We start from the raw sequence: 24,452 nt of genomic DNA, 5'->3' as shown, positions 1-24,452 counted from the left end.
TGCCTGCCATATTAAAGAATGGCTCTGCGCAGCAAATTTATTCCCATGAAGAGGAAAACCCAAAGCAGGACACTTCTATACTTTTCAGGGTGTAAGCGCCGCCGAATATGTTCCCCAATTGAGAAGCCAAGCAAAGTAGGTAGCACCATCATAGCAGAAAGCGATGCAGTGCTACCGTTCAAAAGCCCCGTATGCCAAAAACCTATGGCTAGAGGGACCGAACCGACAAAAATAAAAAGACCTGCCGCCCGCACAAATTCTTCGTTGTCGACACGTCTTGCGATCAAGAACGTGACAATAGGAGGCGACCATATGCTCGTGAAACCGCCAAGAACCCCTGCAGATAATCCTGCTATGGCTTGGGTAACGGAGTTATAGCCATCCGGCAATTTAGGGGGCGATTTGGCTAGACTAGAAATCGCGAAAATAACGATGGCGGTGCCGATAACCCCAAGAAGAAACTCCGTAGATACCTGCACGGAAAAAAAGGTTGTAAACCAAAGAGACAGCGCAAGTAGCGTGATCAAAAGCCAATAATCCCGCACTGTCCTAAGGCTAACTTTCGTACGAATGATCTGCCAGAAGTTCGAGAAAAGGAGCGGGAAGACGACAACCGCGATAGCCATGTGAGGGGGTATAAATTGACTCATCAAAGCAACAGATACTGTGGGCAGACCGATCCCTACGGTGCCTTTTATGATCCCAGCAATAATGAAAATTGCTGTTACGTATACCGCCGTTTGATCGAAAAGCACCGAGAACTCCATTTGCAATAAACCAATGTGGCAAATGCTGCATCAAACCCGAGGGAGCACAATGAACGACATTGCAGACATTGCCGTTCTTAGCGGATGATCAACCCTGGAAACACGCTGATCAGGACCACAACCACCCCTGCCACCGCGACGAAAGGCATTGCGGATTTGAAGATTGCGCCAGCCTTCACATTTGATACCGTTGCGGCCACGTAGAGTGCAACGCCGACGGGTGGTGTCACTAGGCCAAGCGTCAGGTTCAGACAAAGGACAACCCCCAAGTGATAGGGATCAATCCCGTAGACAGTCGTTGCGACGGGCAAAATGATCGGCACGACCATAATCAACGCCGGGATACCGTCGATGATCATTCCGACAGCCAGCATGATCAAGTTAACCAACAACAGGAACAGGATGGGATGTTCAGCCACGGTAACAACCCATTCGGCAAGGCTTTGCGGGATCTGGCCGTAGATCAAAATCCAACTGAATACATTGGCGGTGGCGACCATGAATAACACCAATGCTGCGTTTGATCCTGCAGTCAGCAACATTTTTGGGATGTCTCGGTCTGCCAGTTCACGGGTGACGAACCTGCCGATCAGATAGGCCATGACAGCGGCAATGGCGGCAGATTCCGTTGGGGTGGCGATGCCTAACAGGATGCTGCCGATAATCGAGGCCGGAATCACAAGTGTCAGCAATCCGTCACGGAATAGCTCTAACCGTTCAGCGTGGGTTAACGGAGGCGCTACTGGGAACGGGTTGAAAAGGCCGATCACAAAGATTACCCCCATGAACCCCAATGCCATCAGCAAGCCCGGGACAATGCCCGCGATAAACAGATCCCCGATCGAGATTTGCGCCAGAACGCCATAGACGACGAACATCATCGAAGGAGGGATGATTGGCGACAGCAGCCCTGCCGATGTGGTTGTGGCAACAGCGAAGGTTTTTTGATACCCCGCACTCTCCATTTCCGGGACCATCACCTTGGACATGATCGAAATCTGCGCCGTAGCCGACCCCAGAATGGAGGCCATCATCATGTTTGCAAGAATATTCACATAGACCAGCCCGCCTTTCATCGTGCCCACCACGGCGCGTGCCATGCCGATCAGCCGGGATGTGATGCCACCACCGTTCATCATCTCGCCCACCATCATGAACAGAGGGATCGCCAGCAGGCCATATTTGCCAATGCCGGATTGCAGTTGCAGCGCATAGGACCCGATCAAAGCAGTATTGCCGGTATCTAGCACATAGACAGTCGCGGAAACGGCCAGAACGATGCCGATTGGCGCGCCTATGAAAAGCAGAACAGCAAAAGCAAGCGCAGTAATCATGGCGTTTCGCCTTGTTTGGTGGTGCTGGCCAGATCACGCAGCAGGCAGGCTGTGCTGTGGACCGTCAGGGTGAAGGCAAATAGCGGCATGATCAGAAAGAACCACAGTCGACGCACACCGATTGTATTGGTGACCTCCTGATAGACGCTGTTGAATGTGTTTTCGAAAAAAACGCCCAGATCAAATCCGTGCAAGGCCAGCGTCGCCGGGTCAAACCAGACCCAGCAGGCATAAGCCAGAAACAGGGCAAATCCCAGATTGACGCATTGCACAGCGATGGACATGCGGCGGCGGATTGCCGGAGAAACCGCGTCCGTTAGGAGTGTAACAGCAAAATTGCGCCGTTGGGCGAACATCAGGCTGGACCCGACAAAGGCGAAAATGACCATCAGATTGATGGCTAGTTCGTCCACCCAGTAGAGTGACCAGTTTACCGCGCGGCTGGTGACATTCAGGATCATCAACAGCAGTACCGCTGCTACCAGAACCTTCAGCACTACAGCCTCGATTCTGGCGATGCGATCCGATGCAATCAGGATGAACTTCATTCGATTACCCTATTCCAAGCAAGGCGCAAAGGCCGCCCGCAGTCTCGCGCGGGCGGCCCATGTAATCAGGCCAGCGCCTCTGCCTCAGCCCGCAACGCGGCGATGGAGGGTGCTTTGGGTTCCCAGATGGCATTCCACTCGGGAATTGTATCGCCAAAGAAACCTGGCTCAGCGTCAGAGACGTTCATTCCGGTTCCTTTGAGATCATTCAGCCATTTCGGCTCAAACTCAATGTATTGGGCAAAAAGCCAATCGATCTGATCGGAAACCGATTGCGACAGCATCTCTTTTTCTGCGTCATCCAGTGCTGCCCAGTATTTGCCTGAAACAACAGCAACCACGGGGAACATCATCTGGCTGGTAATCGTCAGGTTCGGGGCCTGATCATAGAGTTTTAACTTCCAGGCCAGTTCAAGGTCGATATCCGCGCCATCAACCTGTCCATTGGCCAAGGCGTCAAACAGGCCTGGCAACGGTACAGGCGTCGGGGCCACGTCCATCAGCTCATAGAAATCGCGCAACGGAGCGAATGGCGTGATGCGATATTTACGCCCGGCCAGGTCAGCCGAGGTCAGCCCGGGATCGCGTGAAATCAGGTGACGCATACCACCCAAGCCAAAACCAAGGCCTTTCATGCCCAAGGTCTTGTACTGATCCAGCATTCCTGTCGCCGTGGGGCCGGTCAGCAGCTTGGAGGCCTTGCCGACATCCTGCACCAGATAGGGGGCAAACAAGGCTGCCATATCATCCAGTCGGTTGGAAAACTCGGCCACGGTCAGGAAACCCATATCCAACCCACCAGACTGAAGTTGCTGGATCATGGTCGCTTCATTGCCCAATTGGCCTGAAGGGAAGATCTGTGCCTCGAACGCGCCACCGCTCTTTTCGGCCATGGATTTTCCGACACGGTCCATGGTTTGAGTCCAGAAGTGACTGCCCGGTGTGATTGTCCCGATGCGCAGTGCTTTCGACCCGGCAGCCCGAACAAGGCCCGGTGTTGCCAATGCCGCAACGGTAAGCGAAGTGGTTTTCAGAAAAGTACGACGTTTCATTGGATTTCTCCCCTTTTTGGATTGTTTTGTTGGTCAGTGAAAATAGGCTCCGCCATCGACAACCAGCGTCTGGCCGGTCATGAATGCTGCGTCTTGGGATGCAAGGAAGACCACAGCACCCACGACGTCTTCGGGCAGTTGGTCACGCGCAATGACCCGCGCCTGAACCGAGATATCCTTGAGCTTTTCAATCTGGTGCGGGTTTGCTTTGACCCCGTCAGAGATGGTGAAGCCGGGGGCAACGCCGTTGACGCGAATACCTGCCGACCCCAGTTCTTTGGCCAATGCTTTGGTCATTGCGTTGATCGCCCCTTTGCTGGCGACATAGTGCAGCAGGTAGGGAACACCTTTGAACGGGGTGCCCGACGACATGTTCACGATTGCGCCGCCGCCCTGTGCCTGCATTGCTGGCAGTACTGCGGCTGTAACCAGCGCCTGCCCCATGACATTCACGTTCAGCACGCGCTGCCATTCTTCTGGTGTGATATCTGTGAACTCCGTCAATTTCAGCGTGGAATACAGCCCCGCGTTATTCACCAGAGTATCGATGCGGCCAAAGGCACTCACCGCCTCAGCAGCCATGGCCTCGCAGGATGCTGGATCTGAGATGTCGCAGGTTACCCCGATCGCCTTGGCTCCAGTTGCAGCAATCTCAGCCGCCGCCTCTGAAGCGCCCGACACATCGGCAATCACAACGGCTAATCCGTCCTTGGCAAACCGATCCGCGATTGCACGCCCAATGCCCATGGCCCCGCCGGTGATGATGACTACATTCCTCTGGTCCATTTTCGTGTTCCTGTCCTGTCGTGATTTATTCAGCTGCCTCGCGCGGCACTGCGCAAATCTTCGATTGTAAGTGTCGGTGTGATCAGTTCGGGGTCGACTTGAAGTTCGATCAGGCTTGGCCCTGCATGAGCGCAGGCTCGTTCCCAAGCCTCCGTGAACTGATCAGTGCGCGTTACAGTTTCACCGTGACAGCCATAAGATTGCGCCAGCATAGAAAAATCCGGGTTTTCAAGATCAGTCGCGCTGATACGACCTGGATAATTGCGTTCCTGATGCATCCGAATTGTGCCGTACATCCCGTTGTTTACCACGATCACGGTCAGGTTGGCGGCATACTTTGCAGCAGTTGCAAGCTCTTGCCCGTGCATCAGGAAACATCCGTCTCCAGCAAAGCAGACCACCTGACGATCAGGGTGTGTCCGCGCCGCTGCTACGGCTGCTGGCAAGCCATAGCCCATGGACCCGGATATCGGCGCGAGCTGAGTGCGGTACCTGCGAAAGTTCAGGAACCGATGGACCCAAACCGTGTAATTACCTGCACCGTTGGTCACGATGGCATCATCCGGCAACGTGTTTTTCAGCTGCTGCATAATCTCGGCCATCGCCAATTCGCCGCGCCCCTCTGGCAGGCTCGACCACGCGCGATAATCCACGTTGCATTCTTCAGCATACGCCTGCCGATTTGCGGCGGAATGCTTGGGCGCAGAATGCTCCAGCAAGTTAGAGATCGTTTCCAATGCCGGTGCGGCGATACCCAAATCGGGCACATAAACCCGACCAATCTCATCCGGGTCGGGATAGATGTGAATGAGGTGTTGGGCGGGCTTTGGAATGTCGATCAAGCTGTAACCACTCGATTCCATCTCGCTGAACCGGGTGCCCAGCAGGATCAACACATCGGCAGATTTAATCCGCGCGGCCAGCTTGGGGTTGATCCCGATACCGGCATCTCCAGCATAGAGCGGGTGGGTATTGTCAAAGAAATCCTGGCACCGGAAAGACGCCGCAACGGGCACCGACCATTTGGTGGCGAAGTCCTGAAGGTCCAGCCGCGCCTGATTTGACCAAGCCCCACCACCGACGACGATCATCGGGTTGGTGGACGTTTCCAATGCGTCGAGCAGTGTGGTGGCATCACCCGCAGTAACGGTCGCACGCGCTGGGTGCGCTACTGGTAGCCGCGGCGGATTATTCACTGTCTGCTCCACCAGCATATCTTCGGGCAGGGCCAGAACCACCGGGCCGGGACGTCCGGACATAGCAACGTGAAATGCGCGCGAGACCATCTCGGCCATCCGATCAGGCGTATCCACCTCGGCCACCCATTTTGCGACCTGTCCGAACATGCGACGAAAGTCGATTTCCTGAAATGCTTCGCGTTCGCGCATGTCGCGAGCCACTTGACCGACGAACAGGATCATCGGTGTGGCGTCCTGCCGGGCGATGTGTAATCCGGCCGAGGCATTGGTAGCCCCAGGCCCGCGCGTGACCATGCAGATGCCGGGACGGCCGGTTAGTTTGCCATAGGCGTCTGCCATCATCGCGGCCCCGCCTTCCTGACGGCACACGGTCAAGTCAATCTCTGGCGCATCCGTGAGCGCATCCAGAACCGCCAGATAGCTCTCGCCCGGCACCAGAAAACACTGATCTACCGCCTGCTGACGGAGGCACTCGACCAGAACCTGCGCCCCAGTTAGGGTCTTATTCTGGGTCAAGGCGTTCACAACGACAACCCGATCTCGCCGAAATTGCGATAGCTCTGGGATTTTGGTTTGGCGCGATCCTCTTCGTTCTCATAATGGATCGAAGATTTGCCGCGCAGCGCGTCCGGCAAAACCATTGCACGGATAAACCGGCTCTGCATGTTGTGATCGGCTTGCGCAAACACCGGTTGCGGACCAATTTCAAACCACGCGCCGCCGGGGCCGAATGCAGATGATATCCCACCGGTGTCTATTCGAATGCTCCCTTCACGCAAGCATCTAATGCCAGGGCCTTGATGCGTGTGTAGCAGGGCTGTGCCCGAGGGTGGAAAGGTCACGCTGTCGAGGCGAAGGAAGTTTCCCGGCGCAGCCAGATGCCCGGGAACCTCTCCCGACAGTTTCTCTGCGGTGTGTTGCGGGGCATGAAGGGGCGCAGCATCGGTCAAATCCCAACGCCACAGCGATGCGCCTTCCGATCCGGCTGTCAGCGTAACGGAACCATCGGTGACAAAACCTTCGTCCACTGGGTGCAGCGTTCCATCGACATGCACTTCACCTGCCGTCACATAGATTGCCCGTGCAATCGTGTCGCCAAAAGTAACTTTCTGACCGTCCGACAGGTTGTCTTCAAACAAATATAAGTCCATCGCCTTACCCCCCAATCTCTATCCGCGTGCCTGCATGAAAGGTGCGGGCAGCAGCAGTTTGTTTTCCTGATGTCGAACCAAAGGCCTGATTTTCTTGATGTAGTTGGTCCATTCAGAATCCTGCATCAGCGCCTTGCGACGGGTCTGGCGATCCGACAGATCATCATAGCCCCACATGTGAACGATCTGGTGTTGTGGGCCGAACTCGACCTGGTAATATCCCAATAGATTGCCTAGAATGCGGGTTTGAACCTCCAAACCTTCGGCTTCGTAAAGCTTCAGATACTCAGGAACTTTGCCTACATGCAGGGTGTAAATGCGTTCTTCGACGATCATGACGCAGCTCCCAGACCGGCAAGGCAGATATATTTCAGCTCGGTCCAGTCTTCGATGCCGTACTTGGACCCCTCGCGCCCCATGCCGCTTTCCTTGACGCCGCCAAAGGGGGCGACTTCGGTTGAGATAAGACCAGTATTCACGCCGACAATGCCGGTTTTCAGCGTATCCGCGACACGGAATATCCGACCCACATCGCGACTGTAGAAATAACCTGCCAACCCATAGGGAGTGTCATTTGCCACCGCGATAGCCTCCGCTTCGTCTTTGAAGCTGGTGATCGCCGCGACGGGACCAAAGACCTCTTGATGCGCGATATCCATGGCAGACGTGACACCGGTCATGACGGTCGGCTGATAGTTGGTTCCGCCGGTTGCGTGGCGCTGTCCACCAAGTTGAAGCGTGGCCCCTTTACCCATTGCATCAGCGACAAGTCGTTCAACCTTTTCCAGCCCGCGTGTGTCGATCAACGGCCCTTGTGAAACGCTATCCTCTAGTCCGTGACCGATTTCGATCTCTGATGCCTTGGCACAAAGCGCGGCTACAAACTTGTCATGGATACTGTCCTGCACAAGGATGCGATTGGCCGCGATGCAGGTTTGGCCAGCGTTGCGAAACTTACAGATTTGAACTCCTTCAAGGGCGGCCTCAATATCGGCGTCGTCAAAGACGATGAAAGCGGCGTTTCCACCCAGCTCAAGACTGACCTTTGTCAGATCACCGGCGCAATCGCGCATCAGTTGTTTGCCCACAGCGGTAGAGCCGGTGAACCCGATTTTGCGAACACTAGGGTTGTCGATCAAAGCCTTGCCGATCAACGGCGCATCTTCGCGATCACCGGTGACGACGTTGAAAACCCCCGCCGGGACGCCAACTTGTTCGCCCAAAGCGGCAATCGCCAACGCGGACAACGGCGTGGCTTCTGCCGGTTTCAGAACCATGCAATTGCCAGCGGCCAAGGCGGGTGCGGCTTTGCGTGTCACCATCGCCGAAGGGAAGTTCCACGGCGTGATACCCCCAACAACGCCAAGCGAATTGCGGGTGACAAGAATGCGCGCATCCGTACGATGCGGCGGTATAATATCGCCGTAGAGCCTGCGGCCTTCCTCGGCGAACCAGCTAAAGAAACTGGCGGCATATTCGACTTCGACACGCGCCTCTGACAGTGGTTTGCCCTGCTCCAGTGTCATGAGTCGGGCGAGATCTTCGGCGTTGTCGCGCATTGCTGCAGCCCATGCATTTAGTACGCGCGCCCGGTCGGCAGCTGTGCGGTTGCTCCAACCCTCATAGGCATCTTGCGCGGCAGCAATAGCGGCGTCGGTATCCGAGTCGTCCATACGAGGGACGGATGCCAAGACCTCGCCATTTGCCGGGTCCAAAACGTCAAAACGTGCGTCCGATCCAGCGCTTACCCAGTCGCCGCCGACGTAACAGTCTGTCTTCAAGAATTCAGGCAATTTGGCCAAGGTCTTTTTCCTTATCATTTCCATGTATCTGCACATGGATTTAGTAATGTTGCTGTCATCAGGGTTGCACATATAGCCAAAGTGGTCTTTGCCCCTGCTTCGTGGTATTTACCTTTTTGTCCGATTATTTGCGGCGCATGTGGGGGTAGAAATGGCTGACGCATTGGGAATTGCCGTGGGGGCGTTTGGGCGCGTTGCCTTGTTGTCCGCGACGGAACCGGTGCTGGATCATGCGCATTCTCAAGTCCACGCGCTGATCAAACTGTCAGGCCCGGATACGACATATCAGGTAGAAGGGAAAAGTGCGAAGCTGACGGACGCGCAATTGGTGCTGGTCAACCCTTGGGTCGTGCATTCAAATCAGCGCCCTTCAGGAAATGATCCAACGCTCCTCTTGGCGCTCTATATTGATCCGCTTTGGTTTGGTGAACACGGAAACCAAATCTTGACAGGATCGAAGGACCTGCCATTTGCCAGGGCAACGGCAACGACAAGCTCTCAATTGCAAGAGAAGGCTGCCCAGCTAGCTGATCAATTGGCCGACCTACACAGTGATGATGAAGAGTTTGATACATTTTTGCGTGATCTGGTCTGGTTGGTCCTTCAATGTTCAAGCACCGAAGTCATGTCAGAGCATAGTTCGGATCGTTCGTTTGTAAGCGACCACCGTATTCGCAAGGCTATTAAGGCCTTTCGGCAAGAACCTTCTAAAGAACTGGATCTAAATTTAGTCGCGCAGGGGGTCGGGCTATCGCGGTCGCAGTTTTATGCACGCTTTCGCCAATGTACTGGACTTTCGCCGCGCACCTATCTCGATACTCTGTGCTGCGAACGCGCATCACATCTTCTTAGTGACCCGAGCGTGACGATTGCCGAGATATCGGAGCTTCTAGGGTTTTCGGCACAAGGCCATTTCACGCGGTTTTTCAAATCCAAAACAGGGGTGTCTCCAAACAGCTTTCGAATGGCACATATCGAAGTCGGGCGCGTGCTGAGGTAAAGATATTGGGCGATAAAGTTGTCGATAAACCAATACAGTCTTGACCTCGTTGCATCACGCAGACCCAATTTCTGCTTCAAACCTAAACACAAAATAAGTACTTTGGCCTAGTGCAACGATCTCAATTACTTTGCTTCAGGCGTACATCCAAAGGGTCAAATTCGGATGAAGGCAGTCTTTGAAAATTTGCAGCGATTGCGTGCTCTGTCCCGCTCCCTGTTGGTTCCGCCACCGCACAGCAAAAAACGGTTTCAATTTGCGATCCGGTGGTCCCGTCCAACGACTGCTTTGGCGACGCTTGCTACACCGGAACGGAAAGCGTGCCGCATGCGCGAACGGTTTCTGTGTAAGCAAAATCTGCATCAGCAAAAGGCGGCTGAGTCCGCGAGACAGCCTTTCGAAAAGATCCCACTGAATAGCCACAACTCAACCAGAGATCGCTTCACATAACATTCCGCCGCTGATGTTCATTATTTGGCGTAGCAGGAGCGCTTTCGTCAGGGTTGTGGCGCACAAAGCAAAAAGCGGACACTGTTTTGAAGGTACTGAGTTAATATTTGGAAAACTTTAGAGAAAATCTGTGATGCCATTCGCATTTCGACAACGGATTACTTGCCTGCGATTTTCTTGCAAATTCGGATGATGTCGTCTGCCTCATGTTGAGTAAGGCCAATTTGGGAAAAGACTTCTGATGATATCCCGCAGCTTTTTATCCAGATGCTGCGCCCTGTTTCGGTCAGAGTAACAATCTTCTGACGCTCGTTGCCGTCCCGGGTCTCACGCCGTAACAGATCTTTTTCCTCAAGGCGCCGCAACAGCGGCGTCATTGTTGCCCCGGAAACGTCAAGCCGTTTAGCCAAAGTGGAAATGGAAACTTCATCCTCTTCGGACAATGCCATCAGGACCAGATATTGGGTGTAGGTTAACCCTTGAGCCTTCAAAAGTACTTGGTAATGCTGCTCTATCTTGTGCGAGGCGGCGTAGACCGCAAAACACAACTGATTGTCCAGCCGAACATCTTCGCCGGTCTCAGGCTTTATTGTCTTGGGCACGATGGCGACTTTCATTTTTTGATCTCGAACACCTTTTAGCATCTGAAGTTTTTACTTGCAAATAATTAGGAAGCTAAATATTAGCTAGCGAAGTAAATGCATATGGAGGATGTAATGATCAGACGCAGCATAATTGCTATTGGCTTTTCTGTGGCGGCGGCACCTGCCGTCGCTGAAGGGGACTTTGATTTTGAGAAAGGTCTCACTGCATTCGAAGACTTGTTCGGCGTGTCTGAAGGTAAACGTCGAAATCACACTAAAGGATTTTGCGTTGAGGGCACGCTTGCGCCAGTAGACGAGGCTATCAAAACGTACTCCAACAGCCCCTTATTTACCAATGAATCGACGGTTATCGCCCGGGTGTCTCACAAGGGCGGTAAGGCAAACCCGGCAGACGACAAATACGGGTTGCTTGGGTTATCCATGGAGATCACCACGCCGGATGATGACCTGCACGTGATCGCCATGAATACCGAGCATTTCTTCCCTGTACCCACTAGCGAAGCATTTATTGAGCTCTTGCGCGCCAAAGGGTCGGGAGCTGAGGCTACCAAGGCTTTTGCAGCAGCCAACCCTTCATTGAAGACCTACAGCGAATACCATGGCGCGCTGGATAAGACGCTTCGCCCTTTTGAGGGCACAACGTTCAACAGTGTGAATTCCTTCCTCCTTGTGAATGACACGGGCCAGGAAACCGCGGTGCGGTTCTATTTCCGCCCATCAGGGCAGGAGGGTATCGTTGTTGACACCCACCCCGATTTCTTCATTGAAAACATGCAAGCCAATATCGCCAACGGTGGCGTGTCCTGGGATATGGTTATCGTTCTGGCCAACACTGATGACGATGTCGAAGATCCCTCTGTTCAGTGGACCGGCGATCACACAGAAATCGTTTCAGCTCGCTTCACAGCGTTTGCTGTGATGACCGAGGCCGACGGGCGGTGTGACGAGATCAACTTTGACCCGCTGATCTTGAGCGAAGGCTTTGCGCCATCCAATGATCCCATGTTGCAAGCGCGATCGTTGATCTACGCACATGGCGTGGGAAAGCGGTTGTCCGAAAAAGAATAACTTCGGGTCCGCTAAACCAGCGGGTCAATTGATTTCCTGTGATGCTCTGCGCTGCCGGAAATACGTATTCTCAATGAGCAAAATGCATGGGCAATAGAGCTATTTTAAAGAGGGCTTTCCCGGCCTGCTCGATAACTGACCAAGGAGAAAGTCATGTCACAGGCAGTAAAGCTGATCGACGCTTTGAATGGAACGTTTGGCCGTCACAATGGCTATCGCGCGTCACACGCAAAGGGGTTTACAGCACAGGGACGTTTCTGTCCTGCGGCGGAAGAGCCGAGAGTTCAGATCCCGATGTTGAACAATGAATGCAAGGCTACGGCGCGCTTTTCCGTTGGGGGTGGAAAACCGGGCATCAGTGACAAAAGCCCTACGGTGCGCGGGATTGGGCTGGAGATCGGAAAAGGATCAGACTCTTGGGTTCTGACGTTAATTTCGAACCCGGTTTTCTTTGCCAACTCTGCGGCACAATTCCGGGCTTTTCTTGCCGCTCGTATTCCTAATCCGGACACCGGTGCCCCGGATCCGAAGTTGGTAGAAGGCTTTAATGAGGCAAACCCCAACACGGTGCCACACCAACAATATCTGAAGTCTGTTGCGCCCTGCCGTTGTTATTCGTCCGAACAATACCACTCTGGTCATGCTTATCGGTTTGATTGGAGTGGAAGGGAAATCTCTGCCCGAATTCTGCTGGAGCCGGAGAGTGGGCGATTGGGATTGACCAAGGAAGAGATGGAAACCCTCTCGGATGATTTCCTTCATGACAGGTTCCTGGAAAAGCTCTGTGATGGTCCCGCCCGTTGGTCGTTGAAGTTGGTGATCGCGAACGCCGCTGACAATGTGTCTGATCCGACTGTGCCTTGGAGTGAGACACATACCATGGTTGATCTTGGGACAATTCAGGTTGAGCTACCTGATGATCGCTCTGAAAGCACCAAAAAGGTGTTCGACCCAACCCGGATGCCTGAAGGAGTTAGAGTACCCCTGGATGATGTTTTTTCCCTGCGAAGCGGAGCTTACGCGGAATCCGCGGCGAGACGATCCGTCTAAGAGGCCGGTTTGGTATCCGTCAGGGTAACAGCGGCCCTTTAATAGGTATTGACAATACCTATTAAAGAAGACAAAAAGCGGGAACCTGAAATGGAGTAGATTCTGATGCCAGCTGCGACGGTTGCCAAACCACAGATGTTTGAAATTTCCGCTGAGGAAATTGGGATATTGGTTTGCCGGTTTTACGTGCAGGTAAGGGCGCATCCAGAATTGGGACCTGTGTTCAATGAGGTCATTCAGGATTGGCGGACGCACGAAGAAAAGATCGCTTCGTTTTGGCGCGGTGCGATCCTAAGAGAACCTGGATATTCCGGAAATCCGATGCAGGTTCATCTGGCGAATTCGGATGTTCTTCCTGAGCATTTCCCCATGTGGCTCGACCTGTTTGAGAAAACCGCGCATCAGGTTTTGCTGCCAGATACCGCTCAAGCTTTTACTCATTTGGCCAACCGGATCGGAAAAGGTTTGACCTTTGGGATCGAAAACTTTCGTCGCGAGGCGGGTGCCCCGCCGGTGTTGTCATGACCATGCCGGTGTATTCCAAAGCGCAGATCATTCCCGAGCCGCCAATCCAAGTCGTGAAGCGTTGGTTGCGAGCGGGATGGCGCGATTTCAAGGCGAACCTTGTGTATTCCCTGTGTTACGGCATTGCGCTTGTTCTGTTGGGATGGGTGTGTGTCGCAGGCCTTGTACTCAGCGGTCAAGGTTGGGTTCTGCTGCCACTTTTGGCTGGAGGCGTGCTTGTTGGGCCCATTGCAACCGTTGGTTTGTATTCGGTCGCGAGCGGTGACACTGGACCACTTGTATCGAAAGGGCAGATTGCTTTGGTCGGCGCGATCCTCATGGTGTTTGCCCTGACTTGGATACGTGCCGCGACAGTCATGTTCGCCATTGTTTATGGTCTGCGCCCGTTCTCTGGTTTCACCGACACTCTACTGCTGATGATCAGCACACCGTCGGGCTGGGCTTTGTTGATCTCTGGATCTTTGATCGGCGGATTGTTTGCATCGTTGGGGTTCGCTGTCTCAGCCTTTTCGCTACCGATGCTTGTAGACCGCAAGATCGATGGCTTCTCAGCCATGGGGCTGAGTTTTAATGCCACCACTCACAATTTTCGACTTTGCCTGTGTTGGGGCAGTGTGATTACCGCGCTGACTTTGTTGGGGATTCTAACGGGCCTGCTAGGACTGGCCGTAGTTTTCCCATTGCTAGGATATTCAACCTGGCATGCCTATGCCGAGCTTTTCCATGGAGACGCAAAATGACAGAAGTCCTTCCAGAAGGCGTGGTGCATTATGCGACCTCGCAATTCACGCACGACACTCTGCCAGAAAAACTGCGCAAGGATCACAGCACGAAAGCCGGTGTCTGGGGTCAGTTGGCCGTGCAATCCGGTCAGCTGTTGCTGCGTCGAGACAACAAAGAAGATTTGGTGTTGGCTGCGGGCGAAACGGCGGTCTTTGCACCCCAGGAAACTCACTCTGTGAACTCAATAGGTGATGTCGCATTCGAAGTGCGTTTTCACCGGCAGGAGAGTCCAGATGCTGAATAACAATACTGTCGAAAACGTTTTGGTCCTGTTCGCCCTTGCCATAGTTCTGGTCGGCGGAGTGGCCATTCTTGGTTGGGGTGTACCTCTTGCCTATGTGCTGCATGGCTGGATGATCGCCATCTTTGCTGGTTGGGGGTTGATCTGGATGATTACCCGATTGAGTGAAGAAGCCCGGGTCATTCCGCTTGAGTACAACGAAAAGGTCACGCGTTACGGTGTCATAGCTGCGCTATTTTGGGCCTTGGTCGGTTTTACCGTCGGAGACATTCTGGCTTGGCAACTGGCCTTTCCGGCATTGAACGGGGATGTGTTCTGGTCGAATTTTGGCCGGTTGCGTCCGGTACATACGTCTGCGGTAATCTTTGGATTTGGCGGCAATGCCCTTATCGCAACTTCGTTCTACGTCGTTCAGCGCACATCTCGGGCAAGACTGGCAAGTGAAACACTGCCTTGGATGGTGTTTTGGGGCTATAACCTTTTCATGGTCCTTGCGGCGACCGGCTACCCCTTGGGCATTACCCAATCCAAGGAATATGCGGAGCCGGAATGGTATGCGGATCTTTTGTTGCTGGTTGTATGGGTTGGGTACCTCGCACTGTATCTAAAGACTCTCTCTCGGCGGGCAGAGCCGCATATCTATGTGGCCAACTGGTACTATCTGGCTTTCATCGTCGTCATCGCGATGCTGCATACGGTGAACAACCTCTCGGTCCCTGTCTCCATCGCTTACCCCAAAAGTTACTCGCTTTTTTCGGGGACGCAGGATGCCATGACACAGTGGTGGTACGGGCATAACGCGGTTGGATTCCTGCTTACGGCAGGATTCCTCGGGATGCTCTATTACTTCCTGCCCAAAGCTGTGAACCGGCCGATCTATTCTTACCGCATGTCGATTGTAGGGTTCTGGGGGATTACTTTTCTGTACCTCTGGGCCGGATCGCATCACCTGCATTATACAGCCCTGCCTGATTGGGTTCAGTATCTTGGCATGACCATGTCGATCATTCTGCTGGTCCCCAGTTGGGCCTCAGTTTTCAACGGTATCCTCACGATCAACGGGGCCTGGGATAAGGTCCGGACGGACCCGGCGGTCCGGTTCATGATGGTCGCAATTCTGTTCTATGGGCTGTCGACATTTGAAGGTTCGTTCATGGCGATCCGCCCGGTAAACTCGCTAAGCCACTACACCGACTGGACGGTTGGGCACGTGCATGCCGGCGCCTTGGGTTGGGTCGCCTTCATCACCTTTGGAGCCCTGTACAAACTGGTGCCCTGGATATGGAAGCGGGACGGGGTGTATTCCTTGCGTCTGGAGGCATGGCACTTCTGGCTCGCCCTGAGCGGAACGCTGATTTACGTCGGCGCGATGTGGAACAGCGGCATCACGCAATCGCTGATGTGGCAGACCTATGATGCGGACGGTGCTTTCCTCTTTTCTTTCCTCGACAGTGTAATCGCGATGCATCCCTACTATGTTGCCCGTGCGATTGGGGGGCTGTTGTATCTGATCGGAGCCTGCATCGGTGCCTACAATATTTACATGACTGTGAGTGGGCCGAAGAAAGCCCAAACCCGGGAAGCCGGCCCGTTGGTCCCGCAGCCGGCGGAGTAAATCCTCATGAGCACTCAGCACCAAAAACTCGAACGCCATTCACTTGGGTTTGCCATGGCAATCCTGATGGTTGCATCGATCGGTGGCATTGTCGAAATCGCGCCGTTGTTCACAATCGAAAACACGGTGGAAAAGGTCGAAGGCATGCGGCCCTATACGCCGCTGGAACTTGCGGGGCGCGATATCTATGTGCGCGAGGGCTGCTATGCCTGCCACAGCCAGATGATCCGGACCCTACGGTCTGACATCGAACGCTATGGGCATTACAGTCTGGCTGCCGAAAGCATGTATGACCATCCGTTTCAATGGGGCTCGAAACGTACAGGGCCGGACTTGGCGCGCATTGGGGGCAAATACTCTGACGCATGGCATGTGGCGCATCTGGAAGCGCCGCGAGAACTCGTCGAGGGGTCGATCATGCCGGGTTATGCGTTTTTGTCCGAGGCGCGCCTTGAGACAGGACATTTGGCAGCCTCGCTGACAGCGCTCAGCCGGGCTGGTGTGCCCTATACGGACGCCCAGATCGAAAACGCCGAAAAGGACGCTGCATGGCAGGCGGATGCTGAGCAGTACTTTGAAGGAGAAATACAAGAAAGTTACGGTGAAAACGTTCAGGTTCGGGATTATGACGGACAACCGGGCAAGCTGACGGAAATGGATGCTCTTGTGGCTTATCTTCAGGTTCTTGGCACATTGGCCGATCTGGACTCGTTAAACCTTGAGGAGGTTCAACGATGACACATGATACGGTTCTCGTTTTCTCCAAGACTTGGGGCGCAATCTACCTGCTGGTCGTCTTTTTAGCTGCAACTGTTTGGACCTATTGGCCCTCGCGCCGGAAGGTTTACGACGATGCCGCCCAATCCCCACTCGATCGTGAAGAGGATCAGCCATGTCGATGAAGGAAAAGGATCCCGTTTCCGGCACCGACCTGACAGGCCACGAATGGGACGGCATCAAAGAGTTGGACACACCCGTTCCCTGGGCTGCCCGATGGGCGCTTTGGATTAGTATCATCATAGCAGCGCTGTATTGGGTGTTTTATCCATCTTTCCCGAGTGTGCGTAACTACGCGAAGGGAATGCTTGGCTATTCCTCGCGCGCAGAAGTTACGACGGCACTTCTGCAAGCTGATGCAGATCGAGAGATGACGTTCGCGCCTTTCGCTTCCGCGGATATTGAGGAACTGGCCGCCGACCCTACGCTTGAGGCGCGGTATAGCGCGGCGATTTCCAAGCTTTACGCCGACAATTGTGCGGCTTGTCACAGGAATGATCTTAAAGGACAGGTTGGCTTTCCCAATCTGTTGGACGGTCATTGGCTGTGGTCAGGCTCGCCGGAAGAGATAGAGGCTACCATTCGATATGGAATTAATGCGCAGCATGACGATACACGGATTGCACAGATGCTTGCCTTTGGTGCGGATGGCATGATCGATATGCAGCAGGTCAAGGAGGTCACGGAATTTGTCTTGTCCCTGTCTGGACGGCAACATGATGCGACGGCAGCTGAAAATGGAAGATTGGTTTTCGAAGAAAACTGCGCGGCATGTCACGGTGATGACGGCCGCGGGGGGTATGAAATCGGCGCGCCAGATTTGGGTGATGAAAGTTGGATCTACGGGGGCGATCGGGACGCCATCTATCACAGCATCCATTTTGGTCGACAGGGTGTGATGCCGGCGTGGGACGGACGTTTGAGTGACGCTCAGATCCGAATGCTTACACTGTACTTACACTGGAATGCAGAAGATGCGCCAAGCTGAAGAAAACCCACGATTCCGCAGGGCGATGTACCTGATGCTCCTGCTCTTGCTTATTGGATACATCGGATTCAAGGCATGGCACCTTTCCATGGCATTCGAGGCATGGGAAGGGCAGGCGATTGTAGGTGCCTTGCCGGGCGCTGCTAAATAAAAATCGTGATTTATACGATTTCATTTTGCGTATTAATGACCTGAAGCCAGTGCATGACTAACTTCTAGCGCTCGGATCAAGTTTTTCATTCCACGATTTCCTTCTAAAACGTCCTGCAATGTCTTGCTGTCCAAGGCAGTAAAAAACGCCTCCTGAGCTTCGTTTAGAATTGGTAGCAACCCACAAGCGGGCGTCATTACACAACAGCCACCGTCTTCCTTCATGCATTCCACCAAAGGGGTTCCGCGTTCGGATTTACGCAGCAGGCCGCCAATCGATATCGCATTGGGAGGTAAGGCCATACGCATACCCCCGTTGCGTCCACGCACAGATTCTACGTAGCCCTCGTGTGTAAGCCACTGGGAGATCTTGGCCAGGTGATTGAAGGGCAGGTTTTGCATCGCCGCGATTTCACGGGTCGACATTAACCCTTCTTCATGGGTGGCGAGGTGGATCAGGATGCGCAAGGCATAGTCGGAGAACTTTGTAATTTGCATGGCTATATCTCCCATAAAAAATAGGTTTTGAAAATGCCTATTTTGTTGACATCTTTTTTCAACACCAATAATAGGTATTTAGAATACCTAATAAGGAGATGGCTCATGCAGCCTGTTGTACTATTGGTCTCGCTGATCCTGATGGCTGCGCTGTCACTTGTCTTCTGGTTGGCCGCGCGTGCCTCGAACGGGCCGGAACCCGGACCCAATGCGAACTCGAAACGTGCAGGCTTGATCTGGGCAATGACGATTGTCGGAGTTGTCGTGGCAGTCGGCTCATTGCGACCATGGCCGCATGCTTTGGCCAGTACAGACGATGCCATCACCGTTTCTATCACCAGCGGGCAGTGGTGGTGGGATATCGACACAGTTGAGATCCCTGCGGGAAGGCCCATCAATTTCAGCGCCACGACCGAAGATGTTACCCACGGATTGGGCATTTACACTTCAGACCTCCGCCTCCTGACGCAGGTCCAGGTGATCCCCGGTTACACAACCGAAGTTTCTTACACGTTCGAAGAACCCGGCACTTACCAAGTCCTGTGCATGGAATTCTGCGGAGTGGCGCATCAGGACATGGTCAACGAATTCGAAGTCGTCGCGGTGGAGGAATAAATGAGCGCTGTATCTGAACTTGTCGTAGAAAAATCAAACGCCACTGAACCCCAGGCCGGGGCAGTTAAGCTGACCATGATTCTTTCTGGCGCGGTCTTTGCCTTGATGATGGTCTTTGGCTTGATCATGCGCGCGGCACAGGGCCAATGGATCGAAGTGGATCCGGCTTTGTTTTATCAGTTGCTGACGGCCCACGGCGCCGGAATGGTGGGCACAGCAGCGCTGTCTGGCGCTGCAATCATGTGGTATTTTTGCGGCCGTCACATAGTTCTGACGCCAAGAATTTTTTGGGCATTCCTTGCCCTGTTTTTGTTGGGTGTGGCCTTGATCTTGGGCTCGATCTTCATCGGCGGATATGGCGGCGCATGGACATTCCTGTATCCGTTACCGGCAATATCCGGCGGAGCGTGGGAGGCAGGTGCAGCGGCTGCGTTTATGCTTGGATATGTTTCGATCGGCGTAGGATTTTTGTTGTACTATCTGGAGCTCGGTCGCCAGATTCATGTCCGCTATGGAAGCCTTGTACGGGCCTTGGGCTGGAACCTGATCCTTGGGCGTGAGGACAAGAACCCTCCACAGCCAACCATCGTCGCAGCAGCTGCAGTGACCGTATTCAATTCGATCGGGATCATCCTGGGCGCAGCAGTGCTGGTGGCGAGCCTTGTCCACCTGCTGGTGCCGGGTTTTGAGGTGAACGCGCTGCTGGCCAAGAATCTGATCTATTTCTTTGGCCACGTATTCATCAATGCCTCGATCTATATGGCTGTGACGGCGGTTTATGAGATCCTGCCGGAATACACCGGCAAGCCATGGAAATCGAGCCGCCTGTTTGCGATAGCCTGGAATGCGGTACTGATCTTCGTGATGGCTGTTTACTGGCACCACCTGCTGCAAGATGTCGTCATGCCACCCTGGATGCTGGTGGTCGGGCAATTGGTTTCGTACTTCAGCGGCATTCCCCTCATCGCGGTCACGGCGTTTTCCACATTCCTTTACGTGCGCGGCTCAAAAATGACCTGGGATCTGACGTCCTCGCTGCTGGTTTTGTCCGTGGCAGGCTGGGCGGTTGGCTCAATCCCCGCGTCGATCGATGGAATGATCAGCGTGAACAAGGTGATGCACAACACTATGTGGGTCCCGGGGCATTTTCACACCTACCTGCTGCTGGGCGAGGTGGCGATGGCCTTTGGTTTCATGGCCTGGCTGGTTCGCGGTAAAACCATCGCCCAGATGAGCGGGCTGGACCGTGTCGCCTTTGTGACCTACCTCGCGGGTGCCGCAGGGTTTGTGACGGTGTTTCTTTTCTCTGGCGCGGCTTCGATCCCACGTCGCTGGGCAGTGCACTATGAAGAATGGCTGATGCACGACCGTATAGGCACTTTGTTCAGCGTGCTGATCGTGTTGGCAACATTGGCTTTTGTTCTGCGCTTTGTTTTGCGACTTGGTCGGAGTAACGGCTGATGATGGCGCGCGCTCTTCCATCGGTTCTGGTCGCAAGCATGGGCCTGGGAATGCTCTGGCATGCCACAGATGGAGGGCAGGCTTTCACCAGCGAAGCCGCACGGAGATTGGACGTGGTGCGCGCACCACGTCCAGTTCCGGCCCTGCAATTGGAAGATATGTCAGGTCAGTTGCTGCCCCTGTCGCCGCAAGGGGAAGAGGTGGTTCTGGTCGAGTTTATCTACACTGTGTGCGGCGACATCTGCCAGGTTGCAGCGGCGGATTTTGCCGAGATCCGGGATCAATTGGAGCTGCGCGAAGTGCCCGTCCGGATGATTTCGGTCAGTTTCGATCCCGTGCGGGATACGCCAGAGCAGATGGCAGTTTATGGAGATGCCCATGAGGCGGACGGCAAAATCTGGACCGTCGCGCGGCCGAGGCCGGAAGAGTTGCCGGCATTGCTGAAGCTGTTTGACGTGACCGTCATCCCGGATGAATGGGGTGGGTTTCAGCACAATGCCGCAATCCATGTGATTGACAGAGACGGCCGCTTTTCGGCGGTGTTTGACACTGATGCGATTGACGCTGTTCTGACCCATTTGGAGGAGCACAGCTCATGAAGTTGCTTTGCCTTGCATTACTCGCGGCTGCCGAAGCTGTCGCACTTCGTTATGCGGTCATTGAAAGCCCGATCCAGCATGTCTTGGTTCAGATGCCATTGCTGGTTCTTGCCGGGGTCTTGATCGTTTGGAACAGGCAAGTCCGGCGCGAATGGGCGGTTCCATTGCTCCTTGTCGCCTTAACCGTCTTTCTGTTCTGGATGCTTCCGCGAAATGTCGATTGGGCGCTGACATCGACGGGCGAAATTGCCAAATACCTAAGCTTGCCGCTGTTGTTGGGCGTTCCTCTAAGGGTGTCCTGGCCAAGGCTTGGCCCGGTCCTGAGGGGGTTTCTGAAGGCGAATGCGTTGTCGATGCTGGGCGTGCTGGGATTTCTGTACACGCATGCACCTGTCAGGATCTGCAACTCTTACCTGGTCTCGGCTCAGAAGGATCTGGGCATGGCCTTTCTCTACCTCGCTGTTGGCTTGAGCTGTCTCTGGGCTATCCCGATCCTGTTCGGAAATCCAAGTGGCCAAAGGTCGAACGCGACCGGTTGCGCAAGCTGTGGAGTGTAATACGAAATGACCTATGCTGACACAGTCATTGGGTTCGCAGAACTGGCGCAAAAGAAAGGCGTCAACCTGCGAGCAGATCCAATTGCCTTTCTGATCCTCGCTGTGAAAGCAGGTGCGTTTGTTGGGGCGGGCATCTTGCTGATCTTTTCTGTTGGGCAAGGCGTGGACCCATCCATCCGTCCCATCGTCATGGGGGCTAGCTTCGGCATAGCCCTGACACTTGTGGTTTTTGCCGGGGCCGAGTTGTTCACGGGCCACACCATGTACATGACGCACGGATTGCTTGCCAAAAGTACTGCGTGGTCGGACGTGCTGCGGTGCTGGTTCGTTAGTTGGGCAGGAAATCTGATCGGGGCCATATTGCTGGCATTGCTATTCGTCGCGGGCGGCGGTGGACTTATCTTGGCAGCAGGCGAAGACGCTTTGATTTACAAGGTAGCCACCAAGAAGATGCACGGCACCGAGTTGGAGCTGTTCGCCAAAGCGATCCTCTGCAATTGGCTGGTTTGTCTCGCCTTGTGGTGTTCGGCGCGCGCAAAAGACGACGTTACCAAATGCATCGTCATCTTCTGGTGTCTTTATGCATTTATTGCTGCGGGGTTTGAACACAGCGTTGCGAACATGACCGTGTTTTCACTGGCGCTGCTCTCAGATCACCCCGACAGCATCACCCTGGCCGGAGCCGCCCACAATTTGACGTATGTCACCTTGGGCAACGCATTCGCCGGTGCCGGGATCATGGGCTACGGCTACTGGCGAGCGGCTTCTAAACCCACGGTTAAAGGTTGCGTAACACAAGCATCAACCAAACACCCTGTCTAGTGAGGGCGCGATCATGAGCGTGACACGACCTGTCAAAATCTCTGTCTTTAATAACCGCCAGCCCCATGCCGAGCCTCTTTTTGAGGCCGCCCGCATCGCACTGATTGCGATTATCTCTGTTTGGATGGGCGCTGCAATTAGCGGTAACTTGATAGCGGCTCCGGCCAAGTTCCAAGCCCCGTCATTGACATTGCCGGTCGCCTTGGACGTTGGGCGGATGCAGTTTCTGTGGATTGGGGTATTCGAAGCGTTTTGCGCGTTGTTGATTGCAGTTCTTCTACTGTCGTCCCGGCAGAAATCATCGTTGCCTTTAATTGCCGCCCTTTGCGTGTTCGGGTTTCAAAGGCTTTGGCTCCTACCATTGCTGAACACGCGAACGGTATCGATCATCGCGGGCCAACCGGTCGGGGATAGCTCTTTGCATCTGTTCTACGTCGCCGCTGAACTGCTGAAGATCGGTTTTCTTTTCTGGGCTGGCATTCGGGAAATGCGCAACCTGTTCCGAAAAACAAGACCGGCTGCAGTTTCGGTCCAAGTCTGAACTCTCAACTATCTGTAACCAAAGGGAAGGAACGATCTCATGAGAGGTATTCTTGTGGCTATCACAATAGTGCTGGCGGGTGCTCAAAGCGTTACCGCAGAAGGCGACGCGGCGGCAGGCGAAAAATTTTTCAAAAAATGTGCCGCATGTCATGCAGTTGACGAAGGTAAGAAAAAAGTGGGCCCAACGATGTTTGGTGTTTGGGGCCGAGAAGCTGGTGCCGTTGAGGACTACAAATACTCAAAAGCGATGGGGGAAGTCGGATTTGTTTGGGATGAAGAACACTTATCCGGGTTCCTAGCGTCTCCCAAAAAGTACCTGCCGGGCACGAAAATGTCCTTCCCTGGAATAAAGAAACCGGAGCAAATCTCAGACCTGCTGGCCTATCTGAAATCCCTGCAGTGACAGACCAACGGCGTTTCTTTGATGGCGTCATGCATGCTTGCCCTCAAAGAAATGCTAATTTGCCTTCTCCGTGGTTGGTCAGGTTCTAAGCTTTTCCGTTCAAATACCGCGTCATTTCCGGGGCAGCCATAAGGGTCTGAATGAAAGTCCCTAAATGTTCAAGCGACCCCATGCGCGGGTCACTGTCGCGCCATGCCAGTCTGATGGAACGGCCAAACACCCCATCCGCAATGGGATGTGTTGTTGTCAGGCCGCCGAAACGGTCGGGGCCACTCACAGACAATGCCGGAAAAAGCGCGCAACCCTCTCCCAGCGCGACCATTTGCCGGAGCATCTCAAGACTGCTGGCCACTCTTTGTCCTGGTCGGTCAATCCGGTCGCAAAACGCAACGGTCTGATCCCGTAGGCAGTGTTCTTGAGAAAGCAGAACGAGCTGTGAGGACAAAACCTTGGACCAGCGAACCTTTTCATTGGGTTTGAGATCCATATCCTTGGGACAGGCAAAAACAAATGGTTCATGAAACAGCTCAAGCGCGCTTAGTGCAGGCTGTTTTGGGTCGGTTGCGATCAGCGCAGCGTCCAGCGACCGTTTGGTGAGCATCTCTTCAAGAACATGCGTGGGTTCTTCGAACAGTGACAGCCTTAACTTGGGATAAGCCGATTTGAGAGACTTCAAGATGAGCGGGAGCAGGTATGGTCCAAGCGTTGGAAGCACTCCGAATTTTAACTCACCTTCCAGATTGTCACTCAGGCTCCTCGACAATTCCAACAGTTCACGGGCCTCTGTCAGAAGGGTTTCTGCTTTTTGCAAAACTATCCGGCCATTTGCGGTCAAAGAGACATGCCGTCCCTGTCGTTCGAAAATCGAGAATCCAAGTCGGGCCTCCAGCTTCAATACCTGTTGGCTGATTGCAGGTTGTGAAACCCCACAGATATCAGCCGCCCGGCCAAAATGACCTTCTTCGGCAATGCTTTGAATGTACTCAAGATCTCTGAGTGAAAGACCTGTGACTGAGGTTTTTCTGACCATGCATCACCTCTGATTATCGATCGGATAATTTAT

At 53.9% G+C, this 24,452-nt stretch carries 30 protein-coding genes; 18 read left to right on the top strand and 12 right to left on the bottom strand.

Translation table 11 applies throughout. The features are described from left to right. Positions 1–11 precede the first annotated feature (11 nt). The 9 genes from AC2FIS_RS20405 to AC2FIS_RS20365 form a co-directional block, all read right to left on the bottom strand. Positions 12–767, bottom strand: a complete 756-nt coding sequence (locus tag AC2FIS_RS20405) for a sulfite exporter TauE/SafE family protein (protein WP_496775140.1) — start codon at positions 765–767, stop codon at positions 12–14. Between the two features lie 77 nt (positions 768–844). After that, positions 845–2,101: a TRAP transporter large permease gene (locus AC2FIS_RS20400; protein WP_496775139.1), complete on the bottom strand. Its 1,257-nt coding sequence runs from the start codon at positions 2,099–2,101 to the stop codon at positions 845–847. Next, positions 2,098–2,649, bottom strand: coding sequence for a TRAP transporter small permease (locus AC2FIS_RS20395; RefSeq protein WP_496775138.1), 552 nt, complete (start codon positions 2,647–2,649; stop codon positions 2,098–2,100). The genes AC2FIS_RS20400 and AC2FIS_RS20395 overlap by 4 nt, the downstream gene beginning before the upstream one ends. A 65-nt stretch (positions 2,650–2,714) precedes the next feature. Beyond that, positions 2,715–3,701, bottom strand: a complete 987-nt coding sequence (locus AC2FIS_RS20390; protein ID WP_496775137.1) for a TRAP transporter substrate-binding protein — start codon at positions 3,699–3,701, stop codon at positions 2,715–2,717. Positions 3,702–3,734: 33 nt separating this feature from the next. Continuing rightward, positions 3,735–4,487, bottom strand: coding sequence for an SDR family NAD(P)-dependent oxidoreductase (locus tag AC2FIS_RS20385; protein WP_496775136.1), 753 nt, complete (start codon positions 4,485–4,487; stop codon positions 3,735–3,737). A gap of 29 nt (positions 4,488–4,516) precedes the next feature. Beyond that, positions 4,517–6,202 carry a thiamine pyrophosphate-binding protein gene (locus AC2FIS_RS20380; protein WP_496775135.1) on the bottom strand — a complete coding sequence of 562 codons (1,686 nt, stop codon included), beginning with the start codon at positions 6,200–6,202 and terminating at the stop codon, positions 4,517–4,519. A 5-nt stretch (positions 6,203–6,207) separates the two neighbouring features. Next, positions 6,208–6,837, bottom strand: coding sequence for a hypothetical protein (locus AC2FIS_RS20375; RefSeq protein WP_496775134.1), 630 nt, complete (start codon positions 6,835–6,837; stop codon positions 6,208–6,210). Between the two features lie 18 nt (positions 6,838–6,855). Next, complete coding sequence (locus tag AC2FIS_RS20370) at positions 6,856–7,173, bottom strand: NIPSNAP family protein (protein ID WP_496775133.1); 318 nt, start codon at positions 7,171–7,173, stop codon at positions 6,856–6,858. Further along, positions 7,170–8,663: an NAD-dependent succinate-semialdehyde dehydrogenase gene (locus tag AC2FIS_RS20365; RefSeq protein ID WP_496775132.1), complete on the bottom strand. Its 1,494-nt coding sequence runs from the start codon at positions 8,661–8,663 to the stop codon at positions 7,170–7,172. The genes AC2FIS_RS20370 and AC2FIS_RS20365 overlap by 4 nt, the downstream gene beginning before the upstream one ends. A gap of 127 nt (positions 8,664–8,790) precedes the next feature. Between AC2FIS_RS20365 and AC2FIS_RS20360 the strand changes: the two genes are divergently transcribed. Next, positions 8,791–9,639, top strand: coding sequence for a helix-turn-helix domain-containing protein (locus AC2FIS_RS20360; protein ID WP_496775131.1), 849 nt, complete (start codon positions 8,791–8,793; stop codon positions 9,637–9,639). A gap of 608 nt (positions 9,640–10,247) precedes the next feature. Here the strand turns inward: AC2FIS_RS20360 and AC2FIS_RS20355 are convergent. Continuing rightward, positions 10,248–10,706 (bottom strand): MarR family winged helix-turn-helix transcriptional regulator, encoded by a 459-nt coding sequence (locus tag AC2FIS_RS20355; protein ID WP_496775130.1) that lies wholly within the window; start codon positions 10,704–10,706, stop codon positions 10,248–10,250. A gap of 87 nt (positions 10,707–10,793) precedes the next feature. Between AC2FIS_RS20355 and AC2FIS_RS20350 the strand changes: the two genes are divergently transcribed. The 10 genes from AC2FIS_RS20350 to AC2FIS_RS20305 all read left to right on the top strand — a co-directional run bounded on the left by AC2FIS_RS20350 (position 10,794) and on the right by AC2FIS_RS20305 (position 17,892). Continuing rightward, positions 10,794–11,762 (top strand): catalase, encoded by a 969-nt coding sequence (locus AC2FIS_RS20350; protein WP_496775129.1) that lies wholly within the window; start codon positions 10,794–10,796, stop codon positions 11,760–11,762. 153 nt (positions 11,763–11,915) lie between these two features. Beyond that, the gene (locus tag AC2FIS_RS20345) at positions 11,916–12,812 is read left to right on the top strand and encodes a catalase (protein ID WP_496775128.1); all 897 of its coding nucleotides are present in this window, start codon (positions 11,916–11,918) and stop codon (positions 12,810–12,812) included. A 135-nt stretch (positions 12,813–12,947) separates the two neighbouring features. Then, positions 12,948–13,337, top strand: coding sequence for a group III truncated hemoglobin (locus AC2FIS_RS20340; RefSeq protein WP_496775127.1), 390 nt, complete (start codon positions 12,948–12,950; stop codon positions 13,335–13,337). Next, positions 13,334–14,077 (top strand): DUF2189 domain-containing protein, encoded by a 744-nt coding sequence (locus AC2FIS_RS20335; protein ID WP_496775126.1) that lies wholly within the window; start codon positions 13,334–13,336, stop codon positions 14,075–14,077. Before AC2FIS_RS20340 ends, AC2FIS_RS20335 begins: the two co-directional genes overlap by 4 nt. Further along, positions 14,074–14,364 (top strand): TehB family protein, encoded by a 291-nt coding sequence (locus AC2FIS_RS20330; protein ID WP_496775125.1) that lies wholly within the window; start codon positions 14,074–14,076, stop codon positions 14,362–14,364. Before AC2FIS_RS20335 ends, AC2FIS_RS20330 begins: the two co-directional genes overlap by 4 nt. Next, positions 14,354–15,976, top strand: coding sequence for a cytochrome-c oxidase, cbb3-type subunit I (gene ccoN / locus AC2FIS_RS20325; protein ID WP_496775124.1), 1,623 nt, complete (start codon positions 14,354–14,356; stop codon positions 15,974–15,976). The genes AC2FIS_RS20330 and ccoN overlap by 11 nt, the downstream gene beginning before the upstream one ends. Positions 15,977–15,982: 6 nt before the next feature. Further along, complete coding sequence (gene ccoO, locus AC2FIS_RS20320) at positions 15,983–16,714, top strand: cytochrome-c oxidase, cbb3-type subunit II (protein ID WP_496775123.1); 732 nt, start codon at positions 15,983–15,985, stop codon at positions 16,712–16,714. Next, on the top strand, positions 16,711–16,878 hold the full coding sequence (locus AC2FIS_RS20315) for a cbb3-type cytochrome c oxidase subunit 3 (protein WP_496775122.1): 168 nt from the start codon (positions 16,711–16,713) through the stop codon (positions 16,876–16,878). The genes ccoO and AC2FIS_RS20315 overlap by 4 nt, the downstream gene beginning before the upstream one ends. Next, positions 16,869–17,741, top strand: a complete 873-nt coding sequence (gene ccoP, locus AC2FIS_RS20310) for a cytochrome-c oxidase, cbb3-type subunit III (RefSeq protein WP_496775121.1) — start codon at positions 16,869–16,871, stop codon at positions 17,739–17,741. Before AC2FIS_RS20315 ends, ccoP begins: the two co-directional genes overlap by 10 nt. Next, positions 17,728–17,892, top strand: a complete 165-nt coding sequence (locus AC2FIS_RS20305) for a hypothetical protein (RefSeq protein ID WP_496775120.1) — start codon at positions 17,728–17,730, stop codon at positions 17,890–17,892. Before ccoP ends, AC2FIS_RS20305 begins: the two co-directional genes overlap by 14 nt. Positions 17,893–17,924: 32 nt before the next feature. On the opposite strand, the gene AC2FIS_RS20300 is transcribed toward AC2FIS_RS20305, so the two are convergent. After that, the gene (locus AC2FIS_RS20300) at positions 17,925–18,389 is read right to left on the bottom strand and encodes an RrF2 family transcriptional regulator (protein WP_298849303.1); all 465 of its coding nucleotides are present in this window, start codon (positions 18,387–18,389) and stop codon (positions 17,925–17,927) included. 105 nt (positions 18,390–18,494) lie between these two features. Between AC2FIS_RS20300 and AC2FIS_RS20295 the strand changes: the two genes are divergently transcribed. The 7 genes from AC2FIS_RS20295 to AC2FIS_RS20265 are packed head-to-tail and all read left to right on the top strand — an operon-like array spanning position 18,495 to position 23,389. Next, entirely contained in the window at positions 18,495–19,004 is a 510-nt protein-coding gene (locus AC2FIS_RS20295) for a cupredoxin domain-containing protein (RefSeq protein WP_496775119.1), read from the top strand. Next, the gene (locus tag AC2FIS_RS20290; protein WP_496775118.1) at positions 19,005–20,465 is read left to right on the top strand and encodes a cbb3-type cytochrome c oxidase subunit I; all 1,461 of its coding nucleotides are present in this window, start codon (positions 19,005–19,007) and stop codon (positions 20,463–20,465) included. A gap of 2 nt (positions 20,466–20,467) precedes the next feature. Then, positions 20,468–21,064: an SCO family protein gene (locus AC2FIS_RS20285; RefSeq protein ID WP_496775117.1), complete on the top strand. Its 597-nt coding sequence runs from the start codon at positions 20,468–20,470 to the stop codon at positions 21,062–21,064. Next, positions 21,061–21,621 carry a hypothetical protein gene (locus AC2FIS_RS20280; protein ID WP_496775116.1) on the top strand — a complete coding sequence of 187 codons (561 nt, stop codon included), beginning with the start codon at positions 21,061–21,063 and terminating at the stop codon, positions 21,619–21,621. Before AC2FIS_RS20285 ends, AC2FIS_RS20280 begins: the two co-directional genes overlap by 4 nt. 6 nt (positions 21,622–21,627) lie before the next feature. Beyond that, a complete protein-coding gene (locus AC2FIS_RS20275; protein ID WP_496775115.1) occupies positions 21,628–22,443 on the top strand; it encodes a formate/nitrite transporter family protein in 816 nt (271 codons plus the stop codon). A gap of 13 nt (positions 22,444–22,456) precedes the next feature. Then, positions 22,457–22,984 carry a hypothetical protein gene (locus AC2FIS_RS20270; RefSeq protein WP_496775114.1) on the top strand — a complete coding sequence of 176 codons (528 nt, stop codon included), beginning with the start codon at positions 22,457–22,459 and terminating at the stop codon, positions 22,982–22,984. 39 nt (positions 22,985–23,023) lie between these two features. Further along, positions 23,024–23,389 carry a c-type cytochrome gene (locus tag AC2FIS_RS20265; protein ID WP_496775113.1) on the top strand — a complete coding sequence of 122 codons (366 nt, stop codon included), beginning with the start codon at positions 23,024–23,026 and terminating at the stop codon, positions 23,387–23,389. An 85-nt stretch (positions 23,390–23,474) separates the two neighbouring features. Here AC2FIS_RS20265 and AC2FIS_RS20260 read toward each other — a convergent pair whose 3' ends face one another. After that, entirely contained in the window at positions 23,475–24,419 is a 945-nt protein-coding gene (locus tag AC2FIS_RS20260; RefSeq protein ID WP_496775112.1) for a hydrogen peroxide-inducible genes activator, read from the bottom strand. Between the last annotated feature and the right edge of the window lie 33 nt (positions 24,420–24,452).

The organism is Ruegeria sp. CDSB113 (assembly GCF_059611045.1).
This window is presented reverse-complemented; position numbering and strand designations above follow the sequence as displayed.

Coding starts and splice junctions, on each gene's coding strand:
- ccoN (WP_496775124.1), top strand. CDS start 14,354: ATGCTGAATAACAATACTGTCGAAAACGTTTTGGTCCTGTTCGCCCTT.
- AC2FIS_RS20275 (WP_496775115.1), top strand. CDS start 21,628: ATGACCTATGCTGACACAGTCATTGGGTTCGCAGAACTGGCGCAAAAG.
- AC2FIS_RS20260 (WP_496775112.1), bottom strand. CDS start 24,419: ATGGTCAGAAAAACCTCAGTCACAGGTCTTTCACTCAGAGATCTTGAG.
- AC2FIS_RS20350 (WP_496775129.1), top strand. CDS start 10,794: ATGGAGGATGTAATGATCAGACGCAGCATAATTGCTATTGGCTTTTCT.
- ccoP (WP_496775121.1), top strand. CDS start 16,869: ATGTCGATGAAGGAAAAGGATCCCGTTTCCGGCACCGACCTGACAGGC.
- AC2FIS_RS20285 (WP_496775117.1), top strand. CDS start 20,468: ATGGCGCGCGCTCTTCCATCGGTTCTGGTCGCAAGCATGGGCCTGGGA.
- AC2FIS_RS20300 (WP_298849303.1), bottom strand. CDS start 18,389: ATGCAAATTACAAAGTTCTCCGACTATGCCTTGCGCATCCTGATCCAC.
- AC2FIS_RS20395 (WP_496775138.1), bottom strand. CDS start 2,649: ATGAAGTTCATCCTGATTGCATCGGATCGCATCGCCAGAATCGAGGCT.
- AC2FIS_RS20315 (WP_496775122.1), top strand. CDS start 16,711: ATGACACATGATACGGTTCTCGTTTTCTCCAAGACTTGGGGCGCAATC.
- AC2FIS_RS20265 (WP_496775113.1), top strand. CDS start 23,024: ATGAGAGGTATTCTTGTGGCTATCACAATAGTGCTGGCGGGTGCTCAA.
- AC2FIS_RS20385 (WP_496775136.1), bottom strand. CDS start 4,487: ATGGACCAGAGGAATGTAGTCATCATCACCGGCGGGGCCATGGGCATT.
- AC2FIS_RS20330 (WP_496775125.1), top strand. CDS start 14,074: ATGACAGAAGTCCTTCCAGAAGGCGTGGTGCATTATGCGACCTCGCAA.
- AC2FIS_RS20335 (WP_496775126.1), top strand. CDS start 13,334: ATGACCATGCCGGTGTATTCCAAAGCGCAGATCATTCCCGAGCCGCCA.
- AC2FIS_RS20370 (WP_496775133.1), bottom strand. CDS start 7,173: ATGATCGTCGAAGAACGCATTTACACCCTGCATGTAGGCAAAGTTCCT.
- ccoO (WP_496775123.1), top strand. CDS start 15,983: ATGAGCACTCAGCACCAAAAACTCGAACGCCATTCACTTGGGTTTGCC.
- AC2FIS_RS20355 (WP_496775130.1), bottom strand. CDS start 10,706: ATGAAAGTCGCCATCGTGCCCAAGACAATAAAGCCTGAGACCGGCGAA.
- AC2FIS_RS20400 (WP_496775139.1), bottom strand. CDS start 2,101: ATGATTACTGCGCTTGCTTTTGCTGTTCTGCTTTTCATAGGCGCGCCA.
- AC2FIS_RS20405 (WP_496775140.1), bottom strand. CDS start 767: ATGGAGTTCTCGGTGCTTTTCGATCAAACGGCGGTATACGTAACAGCA.
- AC2FIS_RS20360 (WP_496775131.1), top strand. CDS start 8,791: ATGGCTGACGCATTGGGAATTGCCGTGGGGGCGTTTGGGCGCGTTGCC.
- AC2FIS_RS20390 (WP_496775137.1), bottom strand. CDS start 3,701: ATGAAACGTCGTACTTTTCTGAAAACCACTTCGCTTACCGTTGCGGCA.
- AC2FIS_RS20280 (WP_496775116.1), top strand. CDS start 21,061: ATGAAGTTGCTTTGCCTTGCATTACTCGCGGCTGCCGAAGCTGTCGCA.
- AC2FIS_RS20365 (WP_496775132.1), bottom strand. CDS start 8,663: ATGGAAATGATAAGGAAAAAGACCTTGGCCAAATTGCCTGAATTCTTG.
- AC2FIS_RS20290 (WP_496775118.1), top strand. CDS start 19,005: ATGAGCGCTGTATCTGAACTTGTCGTAGAAAAATCAAACGCCACTGAA.
- AC2FIS_RS20345 (WP_496775128.1), top strand. CDS start 11,916: ATGTCACAGGCAGTAAAGCTGATCGACGCTTTGAATGGAACGTTTGGC.
- AC2FIS_RS20270 (WP_496775114.1), top strand. CDS start 22,457: ATGAGCGTGACACGACCTGTCAAAATCTCTGTCTTTAATAACCGCCAG.
- AC2FIS_RS20340 (WP_496775127.1), top strand. CDS start 12,948: ATGTTTGAAATTTCCGCTGAGGAAATTGGGATATTGGTTTGCCGGTTT.
- AC2FIS_RS20295 (WP_496775119.1), top strand. CDS start 18,495: ATGCAGCCTGTTGTACTATTGGTCTCGCTGATCCTGATGGCTGCGCTG.
- AC2FIS_RS20375 (WP_496775134.1), bottom strand. CDS start 6,837: ATGGACTTATATTTGTTTGAAGACAACCTGTCGGACGGTCAGAAAGTT.
- AC2FIS_RS20305 (WP_496775120.1), top strand. CDS start 17,728: ATGCGCCAAGCTGAAGAAAACCCACGATTCCGCAGGGCGATGTACCTG.